At 44.9% G+C, this 20,452-nt stretch carries 18 protein-coding genes and 1 pseudogene; 4 read left to right on the top strand and 15 right to left on the bottom strand.

Features of this window, described 5'->3' with window-relative positions; all coding sequences use genetic code 11:
- Window positions 1-6: 6 nt before the first annotated feature.
- The 5 genes and pseudogenes from QUA90_RS00560 to QUA90_RS00540 all read right to left on the bottom strand — a co-directional run.
- A pseudogene (locus QUA90_RS00560) lies at window positions 7-105 on the bottom strand (helix-turn-helix domain-containing protein); the annotation flags it as partial.
- Between the two features lie 272 nt (window positions 106-377).
- Window positions 378-1,853, bottom strand: coding sequence for an adenylate/guanylate cyclase domain-containing protein (locus QUA90_RS00555; protein ID WP_333443307.1), 1,476 nt, complete (start codon window positions 1,851-1,853; stop codon window positions 378-380).
- Window positions 1,854-1,923: 70 nt separating this feature from the next.
- Window positions 1,924-2,268 carry a slr1659 superfamily regulator gene (locus QUA90_RS00550; RefSeq protein ID WP_333083060.1) on the bottom strand — a complete coding sequence of 115 codons (345 nt, stop codon included), beginning with the start codon at window positions 2,266-2,268 and terminating at the stop codon, window positions 1,924-1,926.
- Window positions 2,269-2,314: 46 nt separating this feature from the next.
- Window positions 2,315-2,893 carry a DUF6272 family protein gene (locus QUA90_RS00545; protein ID WP_333325092.1) on the bottom strand — a complete coding sequence of 193 codons (579 nt, stop codon included), beginning with the start codon at window positions 2,891-2,893 and terminating at the stop codon, window positions 2,315-2,317.
- A 77-nt stretch (window positions 2,894-2,970) separates the two neighbouring features.
- Entirely contained in the window at window positions 2,971-4,944 is a 1,974-nt protein-coding gene (locus QUA90_RS00540) for a PP2C family protein-serine/threonine phosphatase (RefSeq protein WP_333443305.1), read from the bottom strand.
- Window positions 4,945-5,479: 535 nt separating this feature from the next.
- Between QUA90_RS00540 and QUA90_RS00535 the strand changes: the two genes are divergently transcribed.
- A complete protein-coding gene (locus QUA90_RS00535; protein ID WP_333443303.1) occupies window positions 5,480-6,064 on the top strand; it encodes a hypothetical protein in 585 nt (194 codons plus the stop codon).
- 523 nt (window positions 6,065-6,587) lie between these two features.
- Here the strand turns inward: QUA90_RS00535 and mnmA are convergent.
- Window positions 6,588-7,670 carry a tRNA 2-thiouridine(34) synthase MnmA gene (mnmA, locus tag QUA90_RS00530; protein WP_333443301.1) on the bottom strand — a complete coding sequence of 361 codons (1,083 nt, stop codon included), beginning with the start codon at window positions 7,668-7,670 and terminating at the stop codon, window positions 6,588-6,590.
- 115 nt (window positions 7,671-7,785) lie between these two features.
- Between mnmA and QUA90_RS00525 the strand changes: the two genes are divergently transcribed.
- Together QUA90_RS00525 and QUA90_RS00520 are read left to right on the top strand one after the other, a co-directional pair.
- Window positions 7,786-9,438: an NAD(P)H-hydrate dehydratase gene (locus QUA90_RS00525; protein WP_333443299.1), complete on the top strand. Its 1,653-nt coding sequence runs from the start codon at window positions 7,786-7,788 to the stop codon at window positions 9,436-9,438.
- Between the two features lie 268 nt (window positions 9,439-9,706).
- The gene (locus tag QUA90_RS00520; protein WP_333083068.1) at window positions 9,707-10,237 is read left to right on the top strand and encodes a peptidoglycan-binding protein; all 531 of its coding nucleotides are present in this window, start codon (window positions 9,707-9,709) and stop codon (window positions 10,235-10,237) included.
- A 546-nt stretch (window positions 10,238-10,783) separates the two neighbouring features.
- Here the strand turns inward: QUA90_RS00520 and QUA90_RS00515 are convergent.
- The 4 genes from QUA90_RS00515 to QUA90_RS00500 all read right to left on the bottom strand — a co-directional run bounded on the left by QUA90_RS00515 (window position 10,784) and on the right by QUA90_RS00500 (window position 14,950).
- Window positions 10,784-11,257, bottom strand: a complete 474-nt coding sequence (locus QUA90_RS00515; protein ID WP_333443297.1) for a TerB family tellurite resistance protein — start codon at window positions 11,255-11,257, stop codon at window positions 10,784-10,786.
- A 93-nt stretch (window positions 11,258-11,350) separates the two neighbouring features.
- Window positions 11,351-13,252 carry a M61 family metallopeptidase gene (locus tag QUA90_RS00510; RefSeq protein WP_333083070.1) on the bottom strand — a complete coding sequence of 634 codons (1,902 nt, stop codon included), beginning with the start codon at window positions 13,250-13,252 and terminating at the stop codon, window positions 11,351-11,353.
- Window positions 13,249-13,929 carry a Crp/Fnr family transcriptional regulator gene (locus tag QUA90_RS00505; protein WP_333083071.1) on the bottom strand — a complete coding sequence of 227 codons (681 nt, stop codon included), beginning with the start codon at window positions 13,927-13,929 and terminating at the stop codon, window positions 13,249-13,251. Before QUA90_RS00505 ends, QUA90_RS00510 begins: the two co-directional genes overlap by 4 nt.
- A 160-nt stretch (window positions 13,930-14,089) precedes the next feature.
- The gene (locus tag QUA90_RS00500; protein WP_333083072.1) at window positions 14,090-14,950 is read right to left on the bottom strand and encodes an inositol monophosphatase family protein; all 861 of its coding nucleotides are present in this window, start codon (window positions 14,948-14,950) and stop codon (window positions 14,090-14,092) included.
- A 216-nt stretch (window positions 14,951-15,166) separates the two neighbouring features.
- On the opposite strand from QUA90_RS00500, the gene QUA90_RS00495 reads away from it, so the two are divergent.
- Window positions 15,167-15,442, top strand: coding sequence for a glycosyltransferase family 4 protein (locus tag QUA90_RS00495; protein ID WP_333443295.1), 276 nt, complete (start codon window positions 15,167-15,169; stop codon window positions 15,440-15,442).
- A 472-nt stretch (window positions 15,443-15,914) separates the two neighbouring features.
- On the opposite strand, the gene QUA90_RS00490 is transcribed toward QUA90_RS00495, so the two are convergent.
- The 5 genes from QUA90_RS00490 to QUA90_RS00470 form a co-directional block, all read right to left on the bottom strand.
- Complete coding sequence (locus QUA90_RS00490; protein ID WP_333443293.1) at window positions 15,915-17,843, bottom strand: alpha-amylase family glycosyl hydrolase; 1,929 nt, start codon at window positions 17,841-17,843, stop codon at window positions 15,915-15,917.
- Between the two features lie 406 nt (window positions 17,844-18,249).
- Window positions 18,250-18,624 (bottom strand): PD-(D/E)XK nuclease family transposase, encoded by a 375-nt coding sequence (locus QUA90_RS00485; RefSeq protein ID WP_333443291.1) that lies wholly within the window; start codon window positions 18,622-18,624, stop codon window positions 18,250-18,252.
- A 137-nt stretch (window positions 18,625-18,761) separates the two neighbouring features.
- Window positions 18,762-19,625, bottom strand: coding sequence for an Npun_R2479 family HD domain-containing metalloprotein (locus QUA90_RS00480; RefSeq protein ID WP_333083075.1), 864 nt, complete (start codon window positions 19,623-19,625; stop codon window positions 18,762-18,764).
- 240 nt (window positions 19,626-19,865) lie between these two features.
- Entirely contained in the window at window positions 19,866-19,964 is a 99-nt protein-coding gene (locus tag QUA90_RS00475; RefSeq protein WP_445242801.1) for a Mo-dependent nitrogenase C-terminal domain-containing protein, read from the bottom strand.
- The gene (locus QUA90_RS00470) at window positions 19,931-20,173 is read right to left on the bottom strand and encodes a hypothetical protein (RefSeq protein WP_333384645.1); all 243 of its coding nucleotides are present in this window, start codon (window positions 20,171-20,173) and stop codon (window positions 19,931-19,933) included. Before QUA90_RS00470 ends, QUA90_RS00475 begins: the two co-directional genes overlap by 34 nt.
- Window positions 20,174-20,452: the final 279 nt, after the last annotated feature.

The raw sequence follows: 20,452 nt of genomic DNA, 5'->3' as shown, positions 1-20,452 counted from the left end.
CGTAGCGTGTCCCTTTTTCCAACGATTAATCGTGGAAAAGGTCATCCCTAATTCATCCGCCAACTTTTTCTGAGACAGGTTCAGCGCTGGCCGCCGTTCTCGCACCAAATTACCGATCGCTGGCTGTTCCGCCCTCAGCCGTTCTATTTTGAGAAGCCTCAGAAGTAACAGCTATAAAGCTGTTTATATTTTACACCTTTGACAGATTCCAGAGGTCAGTCATCACTCTCAAGATATATATCAATCCTTACAGGAGTCGTAAATTTTTCACCCACCCCAACTCTCCCCGAACCTGCAGGGAGAAAGTAAGAAATTCACAAGTGATGCGAGGATTGCTATATGGAGTCAATCTCAAATCTCAAATAGACTAGCTTGCTTTAAATTCCTTTGAGGAGCGATCGCCAATCCCGACAGCGTTTCAGGTAAATGCGAGCTACATGATCGCTGGGATTTGTTCGCAAACACTCTTCAAATAATTTTCCCGCTTCTCGGAACTCTTTGCGATCGCACAGTAACATAGCTTCATTATATACGGACAAATTTGCTAGCTTTGCCGACAAAATTTCCGGCGGATCTGCATCAAATACCTCATAGACTACGACATATTGAGATTTTCCTTTTACCTGTACTTTATCCACAATTCTAATAGCATAATCTGTGGGATTTCGCAACCGTTCCAAAGTCTGCTGAGAAATTAACAGAGGTACGCCGTAATCTTTGGTCAATCCTTCAATGCGAGATGCTAAATTAACAGCATCGCTAATCACAGTGCTGTCCATTCGGCTTGTACCCCCGACTGTCCCCAGCATCAAAGAACCCGAATTAATGCCAATTCCAATTTGAATCGGGATGTAGCCGACGCCTTGACGGTATTCGTTATAATTTTTCAGGATATTTAGCATTGCAATACCCGCTTTCACTGCATCATCTGCAAAGTCACTAAACAAAGCCATAATTGCATCGCCGATGTATTTGTCAATAAACCCGTTATTGCTAGTAATCGCAGGCTCCATCCGCGAAAGGTAAGCATTGATAAAATTAAAATTCTCTTGGGGATCCATAGTTTCCGAAAGCGTCGTGAAATCGCGAATATCCGAAAAGAGCACCGACATTTCCTGTTGCACTTGATCGCCTAAATGGACATCTATAATACTTTCATATCCCAACAAATTTAGAAATTGGTGAGGCACAAATCGCCCATAGGCATCAGTTAAGTCTGATTCTGCATCCAGGGATTTTTCCAAGTTTTGATTCAGGTCAAATAGTTTCTTAATAAATAAATGGCGATCCGCTTCAGCTTCTTTGCGTTCCGTGACATCTTGAAAAACTGCGATCGCAAAAGCAACTTTGCCACTCTCGTCAAAAATTGGCGTTCCCCAAATCTCCAGGGGAACTTTCTTGTGGGATTGATGAATCTCCAGATTTTCAGCCGTCGCGTTTTCGCCCCTCAAAGCTCGAACGATCGGCAAATTCTCGAAAGGGTAAATAGTCTCACTTCCCGCAATATAAATTTGATAACTTTGTGACAAATCCTCAACTGAATTTAAGGGCAAAACTCCTTGGCCGAGTAACTGCTCTCCGGCGTGATTTACGTAGTAAGGTCTGCCTTGAGAATCCAGCACGAGCACACCTATGGGAATCGCTTCGAGAAATTGAGCCAGCTTGATTTCGCCTTCGCGCACCGCCTCGAATGCGCGAGATCGCAACTCTGTTTCAACCGTATCGGAATGTTGAGCAGTAGTTTCCAGCAAGATTTCCAGATCCGCTTTTTCCTCCTTCAAGTCTTCCACTTGCTGGCGCAATCTTTCTATCTCTAAAAGTAGCTGTTCTCTAGATGGTTGTTCTTCCAGCATAACTCGAGAATTTGCGCCTTGACTAACAAAAAATTGCTCAACATCTCGCACCCTAAAAGTAATCGTATTTCTAGAGAAATTCCAACTGTAAACCAGGCATCAGGCGCTGGAAATTTCTCAAAGATTTACCGTGCCAACCTATGCTTTGAGAGCCTTGTACCGCCATTTGCACCTTGGCTGTTTTGCGTACATGGATAATAAACTTCGATAGCATATTGATGCCAGAACTGTTCAAAAATTCTAACTGCTCAAAATTCAGGGTAATTTTTGTCGGTTCCACGTCGGCAACCTGAGTCAGCAACTGCGCTATCGGCGCGTACTCTGCAGGCCCGCTTAGCCTTAGAGAGCCAATAAAACTCACGGTTGCCGTTGCTGGATCGTAACAGATCTGGTAATCTTCTGTATAAATTTCCATAGCCACAAAAAAAAGTCCCTTCGATATTATCGATCGCTAGCGTTGCTTATACTGTTAATTGCACCATAGTTGTCACCGCAATTACTTCCGGGTCTTTGTGCACGGTCTGGAATTTCCAGCCAAGTTTGGCGGTATAATCGGTGAGCATGGTCAACAAACCCAATCCAGAATTGGTACAGTTGTCGTCAGCAGCATTTTTTTCTAACCGCTGAATGTAAAGTTCGCTTGGCTCGGAGGTCAGCAACTGGTGAATATAAGCCTGAAACTTGTCCACCGCTTGGGGAGAGATGCTGTTAGCAACTGAGAAAATCACTCCGTCGCTCTCTAATTGCAGTTTAATAGCGATCGGGTACTCCAAGGTTTCATCATTAAACTTCATGGCATTTTCCAATAACTCGTTGGCAATGTAGCTAACAGCGCTTTTTATTTCAGCTTGTCTTTCTATTGTCGAGGGTTCATCTTGGTTGCCCGGAAAAAAAGTCGTCAGGTAGTCAGCCAGAAAATCCGCCGACAAACCGTTGTTCCGCCACCGCTGCTTGAGAGGAACCGAACTTGGAGAAAATCCAATTATTAAGTATTCTTGGCTAGCGGGCTGCTCGATGAAATCTCCGAAAATCTGAGTCATATCGATGTGAGAGCTAAAGTTTGAGATGAGGGGACTCGCTGAATATATTTTAAACTTTAGGAGGCATATCCAAATAGTTATTTTTGTTTCAGTACCAGCAATGTGATGTCGTCAAAAACTTTTTGTTCGCCGATGTGCCATCGCACGTCCTTAATTACAGCCTGTCTAATTTCGGCAGCCGAACGCTGCCAATTAATCTCTACTACCTCAATTAACCTCTTTAAACCATAAAGCACTTTATCCATATTTTTAGCTTCCGTAATCCCGTCCGTGTATAGTACAACCACATCTCCTGAACGCAAATGCACAATTTTCTCAGCAACAAATTCATCAATATCTACATCCAGCCCGATCGGGAAACCCAAATCGATTGTATCAAACCGCTCGACAGAACCGTTACACCGCACAACAATCATTTCTTCATGCTGGCCACTCAACTTCAGCATCCCCTCCTCATAGTCTAGCAAAGCAAGGGTGGCGTTTTTATCGGATTTCATGCGCTGCACATTATCGTAAATTACACTGTTAATAGCACTTAAAAATCTTACTGGGTCTGGTTCATTGTAAGCGAGCAAAGTTCGCACTGCCGTTTGAACCATAATCATTAAAACCCCGCTCTCCAATCCGTGTCCCGTCACATCTCCAATGCCAATTTTCACTCTACCTTTGTGTTGGAGTACATCGTAATAGTCGCCGCCTACTTCCTCAGCAGCTTCCATAAATCCCGCAATATCTAAGCCCACAACTTCATTGAGTTCTCGGTCTTTCGGCAGCAGCATCTGCTGAATCTTGCGAGTAACGTCTAGTTCGGCGCTCATTCGCATATTTTCAGCTTTTAGGCGATCATTGAGGACAGTAATTTTTTGATTGGCACCAACTAAGGCATCGGCAATCTTGTTAAACGCACCCACAACTTGCCCCAGTTCATCTCTGTTATCCAAAATAATTTTGTGGTCTAGATTGCCGCTTGCCATCTTTTTTGCAGCTTCGTTAAGGACAAATACAGTTTGCATAACGCTTCTGTAAAAACTTACAAATAAATAAATAACTAGAGCTAAGGTTATTAACACAACAATAGAAATTATGCGTTTTTTGGCAACAAAACTATCAATGCGTTTTTGCAGGAGAAAGTTTAATTCATTGAGAGTTTTGTCCCACAGTTCAAAACTAGAATTCAGAACTCGATCGCTGCCATCGATATAGGCATAATATTCCACTAAGGCTGTGGGATAAATCAGTTTATCTATTTGACCAGTTAGCAGCTCTACTACGGAGTTAAATTTGGTCACATCGTCGCTTAATTTCTGTCGCAGATTCCTGTGAGGATTATTGCTATATCCTACCTCCATATTGATTGCTAAATCCTGATTAAGTTCTCTCAATTTGCCTGCCAAAGTAATCAGTTTCGCTCTTTCTTCAGGTGTGGCATAGGAACGCAAGCTGTTTGTTTGAGAAATAAGCCTAATCTCTGACAAGATTTTTTGGATTTCTGGAATCGTCAGCAAGGTAGCATCCATCAAATAATAGGTATCAAGATCGGGGTCTAAAATTAGATTAGAAGTATCGCCGACGTGAGCGCTCAGTCTATTAATGTCGGCCGCTAAACGTTGATATACCAAATCGTAAGTTTCTAAACTCCACTGACTGCGGCAAAGTTTGAAGTTTTGCCAATCTTGATAAATATTATTAAATTTTTCACTGGACATTAATATGTTTCCAAGCTGACGATCTGTATTAGCCAGGGATTGAAAGTTCGCGTCCATCTTAGCTTCTAAATCGGCTCTCGTATCTGGTAGGCTTAAATTTGTATTTAAAGGCTGATAATTTAAGAGTTGAAGTTGAGGTAGGTATTCCCTCAACTGGCGCAGTGGGCGCAGGTATTGATTACCGTAGATTTCTTTTTGGGAAAAATCAACCCTGCTGTTAATTTCGGAAATCAGCAGGTACATGACCAAGGTTAACGGTATTGCAAATAGAAAACCGATTAAGGTAAATTTTTGAGGATAGCTCAGCCGATTCATTAAATCGATAGCCAAGGATTTTCTGTTCATAATTGATAAATTTAAATAAGATTATACTAAAAAAGTAGCGATCGCTACTAAAGTAGTTTGGGGGACGATCGCTCTAGAAAACCACAATGCTAAGACAATTAATCAGCTATCGCTGATTTAATTTCTAAGGCGTTTTCGTCCTCTTGCAACAAATTTTGTGGCATCCCTGTGATATCCTTGGCTCAGCTCGCCTCCCACAGTCTAAAACACGTTTAGCAGTTTTGGAACGAAGAATAGTAATTTGTACTGGGATTGGGGGGCAGGATTAGAGGCTTTTAAGAATATTTACTTAAGCATAAATTTTTCTTAATACCCTGAGACAAAAAGTAAAAATTAAGTAATAACTGGGTAGTGCAAGTTTCCTGAAGCACAACTGCCGGCAGCGAGTAGGAAATACTTGCGCCGCACCAGCAACCAGCAGTCAAGTGGGTTCTGCACAAAGGAACCAATAGCACCAGCAATAGTGTCTAAATAAGTATCTGCAGTTGAGTGTTCAGGAGCGATCGCGCATTGTGTAAAGTGAGGCAGAGGGCGTATGATGAAAAGAATCTCCAAAAATAAACTTCAAAAAAATAAACACCGAGACCAAAAGCAGCCCAATCCTGTAATCTTGGCTTTGGTGCTGACAGGAATTCTGGTATGGGAAATGTATCCGGCGCTAAGACACACCGCTGCGGCTAACGCGGGCGCCCTCAAAGATTCCCTTGCCCAGTTGGAAAGGCAACAGCAGCAAACCGCGCAGCAATTTTCCTCAGCCGCGGTGCCCCAAACAATCAGCTATTCGGTATTGGCACTTAATGCACTCACTTCCGAACCGGGGAATTTGGCCGAGGGTACGCGCAAAAATCCCCCGAAGCAATTGCCCGCAACCGTAGCAGAAGCAGTTCGCCGAGAGTTGTCGGGATCCACTGGCATTGCTGCTGACAAGTTGAAAGTAACGGAATCAAGCGGACAAAGTTGGCCGAATACTTGTTTAGGACTCTCGAAAGCGGATGAAATTTGCGGTCAAATGATTGTCGAAGGTTGGCGGGTTGTGGTTTCTGATGGTAGGCAAACTTGGGTTTACCGCACTAATGCTAGGGGGAATATCTTGCGTTTGGAAAAAAAGTTAGCTAGGTAAATTTGAGTCTGTGAAATCAAAGATAAACTTCCTTTTGGAACAGGCAAGATGCCTGTTCCAAAAAGTGTGAATTTTCTTGTGGGAAGTTTCTGGTGGGGAGTAGGGGTTGGGCTTCTAGCCCGCCCCTTGCCTTAATTTGGGAGTTGGTTTCTTTCGTTGACATCCTCACCGACCTAAAGGCGCGGTGATTCCCAAACCTCACGATTTAGGTTTCTGTTTCATAGCAACTGCCTCTACCCACAAGGAGTTTTATGGTCTTATGTTAGCTCCACAGACTAACTCTGCTAGCCCAGCGGTTTTTATGTATCGAAATTCCACAGAAGAATTTCTTTGTCGTTTAGATTCAAGGGATGCATATTTCATTGCCCCATCCTCTTTTCCCGGTCTACCGATTTTTCTTCCCCGTTGCGAAACATCGCAAACTTTGGTGTTAGGGTTTATGTCTCCATCGTCGCGGGTGGGTCATTGACCACTGAAATTATACTACGACACCGTGTAAAGCCGTCCTAGAAGGACGGGGTTTCTACCCAATTTTTTCGATGATGCCACCGCCCAACAGCACATCCCCGTCATACCAAACAGCCGCTTGTCCGGGGGTAATGCTCAACTGCGGTTCGTCAAAAATCAACTTAACTCTTGTACCGCCGACTTTTTCTTCTGCTTGGGATGGTTCCACAGGAATAATTGTAGCGGGGACAGGGTGCGATCGATAGCGAATCTGTACCTGAGCCCGAATCGGAGCCATCGGCGCAGCCACAGAAACCCAATTCACTTTCTGGACTGTACATTCAGATTCTACTGCCAACTGTCGATCGCCCACAATTACCCGATTGCCAGCAGCATCAAGTTCAATCACGTATAGCGGTTCCGGTGCAGCAATCCCTAGTCCCTTCCGCTGGCCGATTGTGTAGTGATGCACGCCGTCATGCTGTCCGAGCACCCGCCCTGACTTGTCCACAATGTCACCCTTTTGTGGCGCAATGTACTTATCCAGAAAAGCCCGCATCGAACCGTTACTTTCCACCAAGCACAAATCCTGACTTTCCGGCTTATCAGCAGTTGTCAAGCCAAATTCCGCCGCAATTCTGCGAGTTTCTGTCTTGGTAATTTCCCCCAAAGGAAACTCCGTACCCGCCAACAAATCCTGTGTTAAATCATACAAGAAATAAGACTGATCTTTCGCAGGGTCGATCGCCCGCAGCAACTGATAGCGACCCGTATCAGCATTGTAAGTAATCCGAGCGTAGTGGCCTGTAGCGATTTTTTCAATTCCGAGTTCTTCGCGAGCATACTTAAGCATTGGCCCGAACTTCACAGTTTTATTGCACTGCGAACAAGGCAAAGGCGTAACTCCTGCACTGTAACCCTCCACCAAATAATCGACAATACTTGCCTGAAAGACCTCGCGGCTGTCAACAATGTGGTGGGGAACGCCCAAATCTTCGCAAATTTTAGCTGCATCGACCATTCCCTCAGAGCAGCACTGACCTTTACCCTTCATCAACCACAGCGTTAAACCCACCACTTCATATCCCTGATGGTGTAAAATTGCGGCTGCTGCGGAACTATCGACCCCGCCGGAGAGGCCTACAACAATCTTGTTCATGATTCTGAGAGAAATTGCTATTTTACTGTGAGTTAGTTCGATCGAGCTAATTTATTATACCACAAGTATACTACAACCTGCCACTGCTGCTGTTAGCTGAAATTTTAGCACTAATATGACTATTCAAAAATTTGTTGTCACCGCCGACCAAATGCGGCAAATAGAAACCAGAATCTTTGCTGCTGGAATGCCAGTCGCAGCTTTAATGGAAAAAGTCGCGGGACTGATTGCCCTACGCATTCAGGAGCTTTTGAAAGTGGAAGGAAGTTCGGCAACTAGCAATGTACGGGATTTAACGGATAGAAGGAAAAGGGAAGAAGGGAAAAATCTTGTTAATTCTCAATTGCCAGTTATCGGCGTATTGGTTGGGCCCGGGCACAACGGCGGCGATGCTTTGGTTGTGGCGCGTGAATTGCATTTTCAAGGTTTCCAAGTAGTTATTTACTGCCCGTTTTCTAAACTAAAAGAACTAACAAAAAATCACGCTGATTATGCCCGCTCTTTAAATATTTCATTTCTTGATAAAATTGAAAATCTGAAAAAGTGTACTTTGCTCGTAGATGGTTTATTTGGCTTTGGATTAGAACGAGAAATTAATAACGCTACCGCAGCAGCTATTGACGAAATAAATAATTTAAACATACCCATTTTAAGTATAGACATTCCATCGGGAATTCATACAGATACCGGAGAAGTTTTGGGGACGGCAATCCGGGCAAAACATACATTATGTTTGGGTTTGTGGAAAATGGCATTTCTGCAAGATAGAGCGTTAGAATATATCGGGAGTTCCGAATTAATTGATTTTGATATTCCCGCAGCAGATATTGCAGCAATATTGGGTGAAACGCCAGCAATACAACGCATTACACAAGCCTCGGCAACTCAGCATTTGCCGTTACCCCGATCGCCAATTTCGCACAAATACACCAATGGTCACTTACTAATTATTGCAGGTTCCCGCCGCTACAGCGGAGCCGCAATTTTGGCAGCATTGGGAGCAAGAGCCAGCGGCATCGGAATGCTGTCAATTGCTGTTCCTGAGTCGATTAAACCGATGTTGAGCAGTCAGTTACCAGAGGCATTAGTTATAGGATGTCCCGAAACCCAAAGCGGTGCAATTAGCGAGTTGCCAGTAGCAATTGATTTGGGCACCTATGATGCGATCGCCGCAGGGCCAGGTCTGACATTGGAAGCGGCAATCGCTGTAGAATCTGTACTGGAGAGCGATCGACCTCTGGTTTTAGATGCTGACGGTTTAAATATCCTCGCTCAACTCGGCACAGTCCCGATTTTGTCGGAACGTTCAGCACTGACAATTATCACGCCTCACCCTGGCGAATTCAAGCGTTTATTTCCCGACTTAGCCGATCGAACGGGCGACGATCGAATTGCCGGAACTCAAGCAGCAGCTCAGCTTTGCGGTGCAACGATATTGCTCAAGGGAGCCAGAGTTTGCATAAGTTGGAAGGATGAGGACGATTCCCTACCGGATAGCTACGCTTCACGTACCATCACCTACCTCAATCCCGAAAGCACCCCAGCCCTCGCCAGAGGCGGCAGCGGCGACGTTCTTACAGGCTTGTTAGGGGGACTATTAGCAAGTGCGATCGCCCGCAAATCCCCCCCCCAATCAGTTGCAGCAACAGCAGCTTGGTGGCACGCTCAAGCCGGAATCCTGGCGGCCAAAGAACGGACGGAATTAGGAGTAGATGCCTTTACTTTGACACAGTATTTAATTCCAGCTTTGCGAGAGTTTGCCGAGTAAACAATCAACAGTAATGGGTAGGGTGCGTACCTCGCATCTTTGTATTGGGTAGGTGTCCACCGCGCACCTTACCCCTTGGTTTGTAGTGACGACAGAAGTCCTCATAAAAATATTACAACTTGCATTCCTGACGACAAACCCACGGGTAACTCAAACGAGTGACACTCACATGAGTGACACTCCAAAAAGTGACTGTGCATCCACAAATCCCACCAGTTATACCTGAAATATCAAAGACGAAAACTTAAATGTTGAGAGGAACCACATTATGTATACCGAAGAAAGAAGCTTGAACAATGAAACTATGGCTCTTGTCGCCGATACTACTGCTCAATCAAGTCTGGCATTTGCTGAAACCACTGGAGTAAACAAACCCACTTTACAAATGGGTTCAACAGGTCAAGCTGTCAAGGAACTACAACAGCTTCTATATCATTGGGCATATTATTTCGGGCCGATTGACGGTATTTTCGGCGTCCAAGTTCAAAACGCGGTCAAAGGCTATCAACACCGCGTCTTTTTAAAAGAAGATGGAATTGTGGGCCCTCTCACTTGGGAAGCACTATACTCTGGTGCACCTGTGAATATGCCGACCCTCATGAAGGGCAGTTCTGGCAATGCTGTTAAAATTGTTCAGAATGTCTTGAAAATGAATGGATACTATTTCGGCTTCATTGACGGATTATTCGGGCCGATGACAGATGTAGCAGTGCGACAATTGCAAATTAGCATGGCTTTACCCCAAGATGGTATTGTCGGCTACAGAACTTGGCACGCCCTCAGCAAGTTACCGCACTAATGACTGGTTGGATTCATATCAATTCCGGTTGTACTCAGAAATGATTGTTGACTGTTGACTGTTGACTGTTGACTGTTGACTGTTGACGGGCGGGTCGAAAAACTGAATGGTTGAGTGTTGACTGTTGACTCGATTTTATTATTCTGATGCAGCCGGAAACGATATTACTTTCAGTGAGCACCCCAAATCGGTAGATAAATTAGGGATTTAGGCTTTGCCTAAGTCCCTAATTATCGTTAAGGGTAAGGCAGCGCGCGGGAAGGGCGATCGCAAATTCTGTTACCGTTCCCGGCGATGAAAAATATGCTCAACTTCCCCGTGTTTTTTTGTTACTATATCGTAGGAAATTGGGACTCACAAGCCGGTTTATTTCCCTTCAGCTTTATTTATAAATAGTTTCACTCATAAAAATATGAGTGCGATACTTACCTAAAAAGACTTAGGTATAGGAGGCTTATTCCCGGTTTCTACGAAAAATTCCACGTTGAGTAACGAGAAATCTAGGAATCAACCGGGTTTTTAAGCCAAGCGCGCGCAAGTCACTAACTAGCCTTTGATGAACTTTTCTAATTTGTGAGCCATCTTCTCGACAATTCCCTCTGAAGTATCTGCAGCCGATGATTCAGCTTCAATACGCTTGACCACATCCTCTGAAAGATTCAGCAACTTCACTAATTTGTGATAAGCTGCGGCTTCTTCAGCGTTAATTTTGGGTTCATCGGGAGTGCGAGAACTAGAAGAAATCACTTCATAGCCGAGTTGCAGGACTAATTCCCTTTCATCTTGAGTTTCTAGTTGACCGATCAACTCATCAAGGGGAATATTTTGCATGATGTAATCCCGCAGTTCTTGTTGCATTTGTTGTCCGTCGGTATCTGGGGCAAACAAACGACAAAAGCGACCGAGCATTAAATTAACTTCTTCGGTAGCGAGTTCGCCGTCTGCCCATGCCATAGAAGCAACAATTCTCAGCAGATTCATCTGGCGGGGGGTAATTGATGGAGGAGGTGGGGTTTGCATAATCAAAATTGGTAATTGGGAATTGGGAATTGGGAATTGGGAGTTCAGCTTGATTCCTTCTAGTTTTTTCTTTCCGGTTCCCCTTCATTTATGTCACAATTTTGATAGAGGAACTCCCAGCCATCCAGTAAAGTTTTGTTTCTGAATAGTAGTGGGCTTTTCCACAGGCACGATCGAGTAACGGCCAGGCAGGGGCGGGGCGAGAGTCACACGACGAGTCCGCAGTTCGTCTTGGTGAAAAACTGTCACCTCTATTGTGTCCCCCGGCTGATAATCTTTAAGCCTCTCGCCTGCTTGTTCTGAATTTACCCGAAAACCTTCGATCGCCAGCAACTCGTCCCCAGCGTCAATTCCCGCCAATTGTGCCGGAGAGCCTATTTCGACAAATTTAACCATTTCCCGCCCGTTTTCGGCTCCCAACGTCCAACCGATGCGAGGCGTTTTGTCAGTTTCATCTACCCAAATTTGCAGCCCGAAAGGTTCGAGATATTTGTTGTAAGGTAACTCTTCTGTGCCGTCTATATAGCGCGCGAAAAAGTCGCTCAAATCGATGCCGGCGACGGACTCGATCGCACTTTGCAACTCTTCGGGAGTAAAGCCTATTTCTGCAGGCAGCGAAGCAGAATTTAACTTTCCGTTTGATGTCAAATGCGCCGACTTGCCGTCTGTTTCCGACTTCAGGTCAAAATCGCCATTTTCAGACGAATTAGCCTTGCCAAACTGCTGCCACATCAAACGCATCACATCGTCGAGCGATCGCTCATTGCCGTGTCTGGCTCGAATCAACAAATCGAGCAAAAATGAAACAACTTCCCCTTTCAAATAATAGGAAATCTGTGAATTGTCGCTGTTAGAATCCCGGCGATAAAGTTTAATCCAAGCATCCCAGCTCGACTCACTCAGAGGCTGCACGTTCCGCCCCGGAGTCGTCTGCAAGCGAGTAATTTCCTTAGCCATACCTTGGAAAAAACCTTTCACGCTGTAGAGACCCGCTCGAAAAGGAATCACCAAATCGTAATAACTGGTAGTGCCTTCAGAGAACCATAAAGAAGGAGTGTAATTTTCTTTTTCGTAATCAAATACTTCGAGAGCTTTCGGTCGAATGCGCTTGACATTCCACAGGTGAAAAAACTCGTGAGCCACCAACTGAATAAAGCGTTCATACTTTTCCTTAGCCCGAAAACCAAAACGCGGATAGTTGAGAGTGCAACTCTCCTTGTGTTCCAAGCCGCCAAAACCAGAACTGGACAAATGCAGGAAAAACACATAGCGTTCGTAAGGTAAACCGCCGAACATTTTTGCCTCGACTTCGATCACTTTTTGGATGTCTCGAATCGCCCGTTCCGGCTCTAAATTGCCTTTTCCCCAAACAACTAGCTGGTGGGATTTTCCCATCACTTCAAACTCGTACACTTCGTGATAGCCAATCTCAAAAGGACTGTCTACTAGAGTGTCAAAATCCACAGCAGCGAAAGTAAGATTTTGGCCAGAAACAGGTGGCAAAGTAGTAACGGTGCGCCATTGGGGCTGGGGTGGCACAACCTTCACCGTGTAGCAGTTGCGCTCAAAACCGGGCAAGAAAAAGCACAAAGCCGCTGGATTGAAATAACCGTGAGTCGAGTCTAAATGATTGGTTCGCACTGTCAGTTCGTTGGCAAAAATACGGTAGCGAACCGTGACATCTGACACCGAATCGGTCTCGATTTGCCAGTGATTTTTGCTTTTTTTGTGCCAAGGTAAAGCTCGATCGCCCGCCTGGGAGCTAAAATCTTGCAGGTGGCGGGCGTACTCTCGAACCAAGTAAGAACCGGGAGTCCAGACAGGCATTTTTAAATCCAGAACCGGCTCCGACCAACCTTGCACGCGCAAAGTTACTTCAAAGAGATGGGATTCAGGATTGGGCATCGCCACCGAATATTGAATTGTCGGTGCTGTTAATTGCACCTGACGGTGGCCGGCAGCGGACGAGGTATCCTCATAAGTAACATCAGTCATTGACTTGCCAAATTAATCAAGTGCTTGAGGTTGATCAAATGGATAGTTTCGCGGTCTGGATCGATTTTGATCCAACCTTTACTATCGAGTTTTTCCATAATTTTGCTGGTTTCATCTAGGGTGATATCTGTCACATCAGCTAAGTCTTCATAAGGAATATTGAAGATATCTTTGCCCTCAGCAGTTTTCTGACCGTAGTTTTCTGCCAGCTCGACTAAAGTATTTGCTAGTTTAACCGCTGGCTGGCGGTTTCGGAGTTGATAGCGGAGATTGGTTTGGCGGAGTCGCCGTACCATCAGTTGCAGCATCCGGTGGTGCAATTGCGGATCTTTAAACAGGGTTTGGATAAATCGCTGAGCTGTGACGCTGAGCAGCCGCACGGGCGATAGAGCAAGCACGTCATTCGATCGGGGAGATTCGTCCAGAATGGCCATTTCGCCGAAGAAGGCACCTCGTCCTAAAATAGCCATTGATACAGCTCGATCGTCTGAAAGGCGCCGGACTTTGACCCAGCCGGACACGACAAAGTAAATCGCGTTGCCCCAAGAATCCTCCATCACCACAGCTCGGCCCGGGGGATACTCGTGCTTGACGGCATTTGATAGCAGCCCTCCCAAGGTTTCTGGGTTAGCACCCTTAAATAGAGGGAATAGCTCACTGAAAGCTTCTGTCTTCATGCAAACTCGTGGAGGTGGGAAATATGATTAGGCGACACCCAACAGCTAGGGAACGATCGATGTTTGGGAACACAAACAATCCGTTGCTCCTTTAATTGATGATAAGGGTGCAGAGGCGCGCTTCACTTAAAATTGGCAGATTCTTTAATCTTAAACGGGTTTACAAGCCTGCCACTGCTTGTTGAACTTTGCCCAACAGAGGTTCTATGTATTCCGGCCAGCCGATCGCGATTGACTGGGTGTGGGCCAGAGTCTCCGGCTCGATCGCATCTTTAGTCCACCTCAGCGGTTGACCTTGCAAGTCGCAACAAACCAATCCGGCTGCTTTTGCTAAAGCCAGAGGGCCGGCGGTATCCCACACTTTAACTCTGCCGTTGAGATACAGGTACAAACCAGCTCGACCGAAGATAACTTCCATCACTTTTAAGCCAAAGCTGCCCAGCGAGTAAAATTCTGCTCCGGGGATGCTTTGGGCGATCGCTTGGGCGTAGTTTTTCTGGTCTTTGTCTCCGAGAATAATTTTACAATTTTCCGCTGTCAGAGCCGGGGGTTTGCACAGCGCGATCGGCTGCGGCGCTTGGGTTCCGACAGTTTGGAACAATCCCCAATCTTTGCCCCCAAAATACATTTGGTCAAAAGCCGGGGCGTAGAGCCAGCCTGCCACCGGTTCGTCCTCAAGCAGCAGCCCCACCATCGAAGCGTAGTGTAGTTTTCCCCGAATAAATTCTTCTGTCCCGTCCAGGGGATCGATGCACCAGAGGCGCTGGTAATTAGCCCCGTAAGCTGCTCTGGAGGCGCTGTTTTCCTCGGTGATCCTGCCATCTTCAGGAAACAAAGCGCTAAATGCTGCCGATAGTTGTCGGTCTAGGTATTGATCGATACTCGTCACGTAGTCGTTGGGCCCTTTCTCAGAAACTTCAAAAGGTTGGGCTGCTAGCTTGTAAGCTTCTTGACCGCACTCGCGCAGGGTGTAGCGGATTTTTTGGTCTTGCTCTGGAGAAATATACATGAGGTTAAACATAAATTTTTTAGCTAACTTCAGCATAAAAGCTTAAGTCCTTGGAATCGATGGAATCGATCGGCCTGTGTCACTGTTTTTGATTCGTACAGGATTTGCGTGCGGGTGTCGATCAACCCGGTTTCATAAACATCAGCACCGTTTGCGGTACAAATTAGCGGTTTTTCTAAAGATGCTAAGGCTTTATCGCAAGCTTTCCCCGATACTATGCCAGAAAATATGTCCCGCAAGTTATACGAATGGCCGGATTTAGTGCAGCTTTACCGCGATGCAGACGTAATTGCAGTTTGTTTGGTAGACAATAAATATGCTGCTGGAGTGCAGGTTTTGCTGGAAGCCATGGCCTGCCAGCGGCCGGTCGTCATTACTCGGACTCAAGGTATCGTCGATTATTTAGCGGTCCCGGATATTGCCAAAGTCGTAGATGTGGGAGAGGCAGCAGGTTTGCGCGAGGCGATCGTCCGTCCATTTGCTAAAAAATCCTCAAGAAGCTGAATCTCAAGTGCAGCGGGGCTACGAAATGGTTGTGAACCAGCATAGCAGCGAACTTTATATCGATGTTTTGGTCGAGAAATTGCGATCGCTTTAATAAAAATGTAGGGTACGCCGAGGCGCACCATAAATCACGCCCGGGGGATGCACAATGCACACCTTACTGATATAGATAAAAAGCCCAAATATTTATTACCTAAGTTATAGCAAAACCATTTGATTTGTAAACAATCGATTCAATCATCACAAGCGTTTCAGGTTGTTCTACATTCACGACTCAAATAGACTTGCTATATATTTAAAAAGGAATGAATTATGAGTTGCAGTTACTAATTAAATTTCACAGCAGTTACGTACCTCCTAAATAAACCGGGTTTTAAAAAGATAATCGAAAGCCTTAAGGAATTACTTTCGTTCATCAAACCCGGTGTCTGTGCCTAAAACGGTTTCACTCAAAACTGAGAAATCAAAACTATTAAGACTCCCGTCCACTCGCCCACTTATCCCGCCATTTCACCGTCCCTTCCGAAACTAAAACCCAGCGGCGACAAACCAGATTTTCTCGCAGCGGCGAGAGTCCTTCCCGTAGCAGCGCATACTTATAAGAAATCAACTTTCCGGCACTTTCATTAAAAGGAATTTCCCCAAACCAAGTATTAGTATTGATATACTCCAACGGGAAACCCTTACTAATATCCCAATTCCCCAGTTCAGGACAATCTCCAATCACCACAATTCTTTCCCCTGGCTGAGTTCTAACGCTGTTAAGCTGCGCCCGCACAATAGTTTTCGCCTTAACTCGCTCTCCGACGCGGCTAAAAATCATTACTTCCTGCGAACCCAACTCAAGGTTGTACAGCATCCCATCTTTAACTTCAAACTTGCGGCGCGATAAAACCTCCGTATGCTCTCCATCAGGCAGCTCAGTATCAACCTCTTCAATTGTTGTAACAGAACTGCCACGATTCATCGCTACAAACACCACGGAATCGCGATAGCGGCGCACGTAACAATAAACATCAGGAGTTAGATATTTTTGCCACTGACTCCCCATCGAAATAGCTGGATTCAGTCGCCGCAATCCAGACAGCAACCGCACATCTCGGTAAATCGGCGCATCAGTATTCCACTTTTCCATCATGGGGCGGTTGTAGGGGTCATTTCCCCCATCTGTATCATCGTGCAGATACTGTTCAGTGCCGTAATAAATGCAGGGAATACCGCGAGTCGTCATAATTAAACATATCGCCAAATGCAGCATTTCTGGATCTGGATTCAACGACTGAAACCTCGGCATATCGTGGTTGTCAATAAAAGTAATCAACTCCGTCGCCCCGTAGTAGCGGTGATCCAAATTCAGGACATCTTGGACTAACTGAAATCCCGCCTCCGCACCCTTTCCCAATACTTCTCGAATTGCCACGCACAGACCAAAATCTAAAATAGTCATCCCCGACTCGTTGACAAATTCCACAGAACGATCGTTTCTAGGGTCGCTGTAAATCCATTCGCCAAAAATGAAAACATCAGGTCTGTGTGTTAAAATGTCAGCATTAAATTCCTGCCAAAACCAAATAGGCATATGCTTGACTGTATCAACCCGCAAAGCATCAACACCTCTGTCCAGCCATTGTTTAATTGCTGATTTAATGTAATTCCGGTAGGCAATATTGTTTTCATTGAAAGTTGCTAAACCAGACAGTTCGCAGTTTTGAACTTGCCATTCATCTTCCCAGTTTGTGACTTCGCCATAGTGGTGATACCAGTCATCGTCATCGTCGTTAAAGTCAGCTATTTTTACGCCGTCGTCATAGAGTTCCCCTTTTTTACCACTAAAATCTGGGTTGCTGTGATTGCAGACAATATCGAGCACGAGTTTCATGTTTCGCTGGTGCAACTCGTATACTAATTTGTCAAATACGGTATCTTTAGTTTCTTGTGTTTGATTGATAGAAGGATTGTCGCTTGTGGCAATGAAGCGGGGATTTAGTCGCTTGAAATCCTTAGTCCAGTAGCCGTGAATTGCAGCTTGTTCGACAAATAATGCTTCAACTTGCTCGAACAGTGGAGTCAGCCAAACTGCGGTAACTCCCATATCTTTTAAGTAGTCTAGTTTGTCGATAACTCCCTGCAAGTCGCCGCCCCAATATTTGCCCCAATCTTTCCCTTCTGGATCGTAAAGTTCTGGGTTGGGGCCTTCGTTATTTGCGGGGTCGCCGTCGTAAAAGCGATCGACTACAATGAAATAAATTGTTTCTTGTCGGAATTCAATGTCTCTGGTGTAGAGGAATTCTAAATCGATTTCGCTTTCTGGCTTAACTTCTTCTACCAGAGACTCAATTTTTTCTTCTGGTTCGCTAACTTCGTATTGAGAGGAAGTTTGATTGGGAGTGACTGGTGTCATGAGATGTATTTTTTTATATTGTAAGATTGGTCAGTTATTCGGAGCTGGAGTCGGAGATAGCTTTCCCCTCTGACTGACTTTTACAGCATCATACGGAATTTACTGGTTTAATGAAATCTTCCTTTAGACGGAGGGCAGACTCATCCTTGAGCATTAAGTGGATGAGAGTTAATATTTAGCGTAATTCTCAATCCAAGAGGCAAAGCCTCAAAAACCTACGCTACCAGGCTGATCCTGGTAACGAGAAAAGGTACACTACTTGTGCGATCGTACTTTTTCCCTTCCTTTCATTCCTCCCGCAAATTTTGGATATCTTCAATGCTCAAACGAGTAGTTTGACTAATGGTTTGATTGTCAAGGACATTGATAAGTTGCCTAGCAATTTCTAGAGCCTTTTCTCTCATTCCTAGCGCGATTCCTTCTTCTCTGTCTTCTGCGATGCCTTGTTCTCTGGCTTGTGCAATTCGTTTTTCAATTCCCCTGAGCAAGACACCCAACCCTGCTGATCGACAATAAACATTTCGCGTTCTTCTAAATCTGCCAACTCCTCTGGATTCAAATTAGTTTCATTAGCAATCGCAAAGGCTTGCTGTATTTCCGATACTGTTTCCATTGTTGACGGCACTATTTCCAAGCTGGGAGCATTTTTCATAAAATAAATCCACTTGTCAGTCAAAGTTTCTAACTCATCCAATTGTTTATTGAATTTTGGCAATGCGATAAATATTAGTTCAATCTCTGGCTCGACATAATCAAATAAACGCTTTTGCTCCTTAAACACAAAACTAGAGATTACTTATTGGTCATTATCAAACATTTCAAAATCAGTAATTGTCAAAGCAATTACAGGTTTTAACTTAAAGTAACCTTGACCGCGAATCAGTTGAAAAGAACGATCGCGCTACATCCACCCCAACCCTAGCTAACTACAGCCACCGCAGACTCTGGAACCTGAGAATGCTCCACCCGAAAAACATTCGCGCTTAAATTAGCAACAATTTGTTTCCCCTGCTGCGTCAGTTCCAAATAGCCGATCGCATCCTTCACATACCGATAAACCACATTCCAATAAAACTTGGGATAACCATCCCGCAACTCCCCCGGATTTTGATAGCCCAAAACCCGATTTTGCCCAATTTCCTCAAACTCGTAAAACAGCGCCGCAATCTTTTGCAAATATCGCGGATCACTCAACTGACCAATTAAATCAGCAGCCCGAACTAAACCAGGATAATTTACAGTATCTTGATAATCTTCATTTGCAGGAACTGGAAAACGAGTCAGCTCAATATTATGCTTAACCAGCTCAGCATCAATCAGTTTGTGACCGCCAAAACGCTCGTCAATAAACATTTTTCCGCGATCGACATGATAAGGCATCAAACTAGCATCCGTCGCCCCCGGAGGCAGCGTTAATTTCAGGTCGCCTATTCCCGTCGCATACAGTCCCAAATCTCTTCTATCTTGTCGGCAAACACCTTTAACATACCCGATATCGTGACATAGCAAAGCAATGTGGAAGTGCAGCCAATCTTCGCAGGAAACACCCCCTTCGCGGATGTGCTTCCCACCCAGAATTGCTTGTCCCACCAAGGTCACTAAAATAGTGTGTTCGACATTATGGTAAAGAGCATCGCTATTAGCAATATTTTCTAAAGCCATACTCGCCACCCAAGCAATAATTTCGCCATAGTCAGATTTAAACCCGCCATAAGTGTGGCGGTAGCCTTCAATCAGGCGATTGACAAAAGCCTTAATCAGCAGTTCAGTTGCGTTAAACATATTCACTTCCCTGAGCCCATGTAGATTATTAAATTATTTTTATAGTTATTGTTTTTGCTGCTACAGTTAGATGTTATTTTTGGCTTAAGCGCCACGATGAATACCCACTCCTATCGACAGGCATCCATTGATATTATCAACAATTATGGCTTAAATTATGGCTCTCGCAACTACCAGAGCGACAGACCCCATAAATAATTGATATCAATGGGCGATCGAGGTATGACACCCCTCAATTAGCTACGGCGTTACATCTTCCCCGTATAGGTTAGGAAAAAACGAGGGCGATCGAAAACGCAGCCGCACTAATTCCTCATACACAGGATTAAGCTTGCACATAGGCGGTATGTGGAAAAGCTGGTGTCCCTATAACGGAATATCTCTCTCAAAAGGACACCGTGCGGGTATAAGTTGGCACACCACTGAGTTACTTGTGGCTCTCCCACGGCAATGCTATCAAGCCACTGTCGCACTTGTTGCACGAGGCGATCGCAAAAAGTTAAGTCTTGGCACTGATTTTCCGGGAAAATACTTGTAGTCAAGTTCATGATTGATCTCAGTAATCATTACTAACAAAAACTTATGAATCACCCGACTTAATCCTCAACGAAACCCACTGTTGATCCGGTGACATGAATAAGTTTTATGAGTGACACTCACAGTCGCAAAATGTGATGCAAAGAGCTAGCATTTGTGATTTAAAACTCGCTAAAGTGTGAGACAGATCACGCCCTCTGTTCCCTCCAGAATGTATATTTAGATAGATGGCAAGAAAATAAGACAGAATAACTGGCAGTCCTCCCTCGCAGCTCCCCTCTCCCATCATC

It is taken from the genome of Microcoleus sp. D3_18_C4 (assembly GCF_036702355.1).
Taxonomy (GTDB): Bacteria; Cyanobacteriota; Cyanobacteriia; order Cyanobacteriales; family Microcoleaceae; genus Microcoleus.
This window is presented reverse-complemented; position numbering and strand designations above follow the sequence as displayed.

Coding starts and splice junctions, on each gene's coding strand:
- QUA90_RS00470 (WP_333384645.1), bottom strand. CDS start 20,173: ATGAACTTGACTACAAGTATTTTCCCGGAAAATCAGTGCCAAGACTTA.
- QUA90_RS00550 (WP_333083060.1), bottom strand. CDS start 2,268: ATGGAAATTTATACAGAAGATTACCAGATCTGTTACGATCCAGCAACG.
- QUA90_RS00540 (WP_333443305.1), bottom strand. CDS start 4,944: ATGAACAGAAAATCCTTGGCTATCGATTTAATGAATCGGCTGAGCTAT.
- QUA90_RS00520 (WP_333083068.1), top strand. CDS start 9,707: ATGTATACCGAAGAAAGAAGCTTGAACAATGAAACTATGGCTCTTGTC.
- QUA90_RS00495 (WP_333443295.1), top strand. CDS start 15,167: ATGTCCCGCAAGTTATACGAATGGCCGGATTTAGTGCAGCTTTACCGC.
- QUA90_RS00480 (WP_333083075.1), bottom strand. CDS start 19,625: ATGTTTAACGCAACTGAACTGCTGATTAAGGCTTTTGTCAATCGCCTG.
- QUA90_RS00500 (WP_333083072.1), bottom strand. CDS start 14,950: ATGTTTAACCTCATGTATATTTCTCCAGAGCAAGACCAAAAAATCCGC.
- QUA90_RS00535 (WP_333443303.1), top strand. CDS start 5,480: ATGATGAAAAGAATCTCCAAAAATAAACTTCAAAAAAATAAACACCGA.
- QUA90_RS00555 (WP_333443307.1), bottom strand. CDS start 1,853: ATGCTGGAAGAACAACCATCTAGAGAACAGCTACTTTTAGAGATAGAA.
- mnmA (WP_333443301.1), bottom strand. CDS start 7,670: ATGAACAAGATTGTTGTAGGCCTCTCCGGCGGGGTCGATAGTTCCGCA.
- QUA90_RS00505 (WP_333083071.1), bottom strand. CDS start 13,929: ATGAAGACAGAAGCTTTCAGTGAGCTATTCCCTCTATTTAAGGGTGCT.
- QUA90_RS00525 (WP_333443299.1), top strand. CDS start 7,786: ATGACTATTCAAAAATTTGTTGTCACCGCCGACCAAATGCGGCAAATA.
- QUA90_RS00515 (WP_333443297.1), bottom strand. CDS start 11,257: ATGCAAACCCCACCTCCTCCATCAATTACCCCCCGCCAGATGAATCTG.
- QUA90_RS00510 (WP_333083070.1), bottom strand. CDS start 13,252: ATGACTGATGTTACTTATGAGGATACCTCGTCCGCTGCCGGCCACCGT.
- QUA90_RS00545 (WP_333325092.1), bottom strand. CDS start 2,893: ATGACTCAGATTTTCGGAGATTTCATCGAGCAGCCCGCTAGCCAAGAA.
- QUA90_RS00490 (WP_333443293.1), bottom strand. CDS start 17,843: ATGACACCAGTCACTCCCAATCAAACTTCCTCTCAATACGAAGTTAGC.
- QUA90_RS00475 (WP_445242801.1), bottom strand. CDS start 19,964: ATGTGCAAGCTTAATCCTGTGTATGAGGAATTAGTGCGGCTGCGTTTT.